The organism is Protofrankia sp. Cr2 (genome assembly GCF_963555885.1).
Classification (GTDB): Bacteria; Actinomycetota; Actinomycetes; order Frankiales; family Frankiaceae; genus Protofrankia.
Map to the genome: position 1 here is coordinate 3,544 of NZ_CAUVXG010000111.1, position 2,490 is coordinate 6,033.

Below are 2,490 nucleotides of genomic sequence, written 5' to 3' on the forward strand. Positions count from 1 at the left end.
CCGGGATGGCTATGTCACCGAGATCGATGACATGCTCGCCGGACTACGTCGGTTCGACCTCGACCCCGCGCGGCGGGTCACCGCGGTCCACGGCGGGGACTGGTCCGAGCGCTACGCCTACGACGGCGCGGGCAACATCACCGAGGCGTCCTGGCCGGTGCCCGCGCAGCGTGACGGGCGCGACGATGCCGCGCAGGGTGGGCGGGAGTATGCCGGCACGTTGATCCGCCGTGCCGGCCGGGTCCGCTACGAGCACGACGGCCAGGGCCGGGTGACGCTGCGCCAGCACAAACGGCTGTCGGGCAAGCCGCGCACCTGGCGTTACAGCTGGGACACTGATGATCGGCTGACCGGGGTGACTACCCCGGACGGCCAGCACTGGCGCTACCGGTACGACCCGTTCGGCCGGCGGATCGCCAAACAGCACCTCGCCGGCGATGGAGACGGCCCCGGCGATGATGGTGGGGTGGTCGAACAGGTGGACTTCGCCTGGGACGGCGCCGTCCTCGCCGAGCAGCGCCACACCACCGCCACCGATCCGACGCCGCGTGTCACCAGCTGGGACTGGGAGCCCGGCGGTTTCCGGCCGCTCACCCAGTCCGAACGCCGCCCGTCCGACCCGGCTGCCGGCGGCAAAACCGGCGACGGCGACACCGCCGCTGACCACGACAGCGCCGAGCAGGCATGGTTCGACGCCCGGTTTTATGCCATCGTCACCGATCTGGTCGGTACCCCCACCGACCTCGTCGACCCCGCCGGGGAGCTCGCCTGGCACGCCCGCACCACCCTGTGGGGCGTCAGCCCGCCGCCCGCGGACGGTGGCGTCGACTGCCCGCTGCGTTTCCCCGGCCAGTACCACGACTCCGAAACCGGCGCAAACTACAACTATCATCGCTACTACGATCCCGAGACCGCTCGGTACGGGTCCAACGACCCCCTCGGCCTCACCCCGGCTCCGAACCCTCACACCTACGTCGACAATCCCCTGGGCTGGCTCGACCCCCTCGGCCTCGCCCCATACTCGGTGGGCCCGCCCCGGTTCATCGTCGACTCCAATGGTGCGATCGTCGACCGTACATCTATCGGGACTAGGGTCAGTCAAAAACAGTTGCGACATATTGCGGGACGGTCGGAGTACAGGGGTGGAGGGTATTTCAATTCTATTGATCATGCCCAGCGGGTTCTTGATGCTTTCCATTCCGGTTCTGCGGATGTTCTCGGGGTCGGTCGGAACGGCCACGTCATGGTTCGTTATGATCACGTTATGGGGTTCAATAACAATCTTGCGCGTGGCTTCATCGATCAACCGACAAGTATTTTTATGATTAAGGGATCTTCGAGTCCCAGTGTTGTCCCGATCAGTCCACTGGTGGTGCCATGACAGCTGATTCTGGCGGCAGGGAGTGGGAAAATTTAGTCGTTCTCCAGGTGATTCAGGCCCTCCTGGGTCTGATCTCAAAAAATATGAAGGCAATCTCTGTTCGAGTGCTTGATAACCGAATCATTCTGTACTTTGCCCTGCAGGGAAAGCTAGAGGATGACGACGAAGATATACAGGATATACTGTTCGAGCTGGATGCGATTTTCGGAGGTTCAGTTCAGGTGGATGTCGAAATTTATATTGGTTTGCCGGGATTGGACTGGCCGGGGCGTTCTTGTCGGCCTGTCTACTGGGCGAAGGATTAGCGGAGATTGGGGTTCTAGTTGATGCGTATATTTCTTATTTTGGATCTGGACGCCATTCAGAACCGGCGGACTCAACCGGTCAGTGCGTCGCGGTGAATCCAAACTGAAAGGGATGGCCTTCTGTCAGACTTGGGCAATAATATGCCGGATTTCATTGAGGGTAAGAGGTATGGCGGCGATGAGGCCGGAAGATACCAGGGCTGTAACGTCGCGTGCGGACCTTGTCCGATACTTGATCGGCCTCGCTGATCGGGTTCGTGATGGTCGCGTGCCGGTAGAGAACGCGTCTTCGTTGGAGTTCATTGAGGCTGCAGGGTACTGGATACAGGCACTGGACGGTTTTTTTTCAAATCGGGGCGAAGAGATGCCGGACGCGCCGTCCTGGGAACTGATTGCTATGATCTTCTCGGCTGCGTTGGTATATGAATAATGGGCTCAACTGACCTCATCGTGGTCATCGACGAGCTGCCCCGGTCCCCGGTGTAAATATTCGGTGATGGCGTGGGGCCCCAGGACGTTTCCGCAGTTCAGCGGCATGATCGGATCCAAGATCCCACGGGTTGCCCGAATATTTACGCCCCGGTTGTACCGAACTCCTCGACCCCGATGGTGAGCTTTCCTGGCAGGCCCACATCACCCTGTGGGGCGCCGGCCCGCCGTCGTCTTCGTCTGCCGACGGCCCCGTCGACTGCCCGCTGCGTTTCCCCGGCCAGTATCACGACCCCGAAACCGGCGCCAACTACAACGTCCACCGCTACTACGATCCCGAGACCGCCCGCTACGATTCCACCGACCCCCTCGGCC

General features: G+C 61.8%; 3 protein-coding genes. All 3 read left to right on the forward strand.

The window, feature by feature from the left end; translation table 11 throughout:
* A partial coding sequence (locus U9978_RS23755) for an RHS repeat-associated core domain-containing protein (protein WP_322763371.1) occupies positions 1-1,381 on the forward strand: 1,381 nt, incomplete at its 5' end.
* Positions 1,378-1,686: a hypothetical protein gene (locus U9978_RS23760; protein ID WP_322763372.1), complete on the forward strand. Its 309-nt coding sequence runs from the start codon at positions 1,378-1,380 to the stop codon at positions 1,684-1,686. The genes U9978_RS23755 and U9978_RS23760, both read left to right, overlap by 4 nt.
* Positions 1,687-2,246: 560 nt before the next feature.
* Positions 2,247-2,490: RHS repeat-associated core domain-containing protein (locus U9978_RS23765; RefSeq protein WP_322763373.1), on the forward strand; the 244-nt coding region annotated here is incomplete at its 3' end.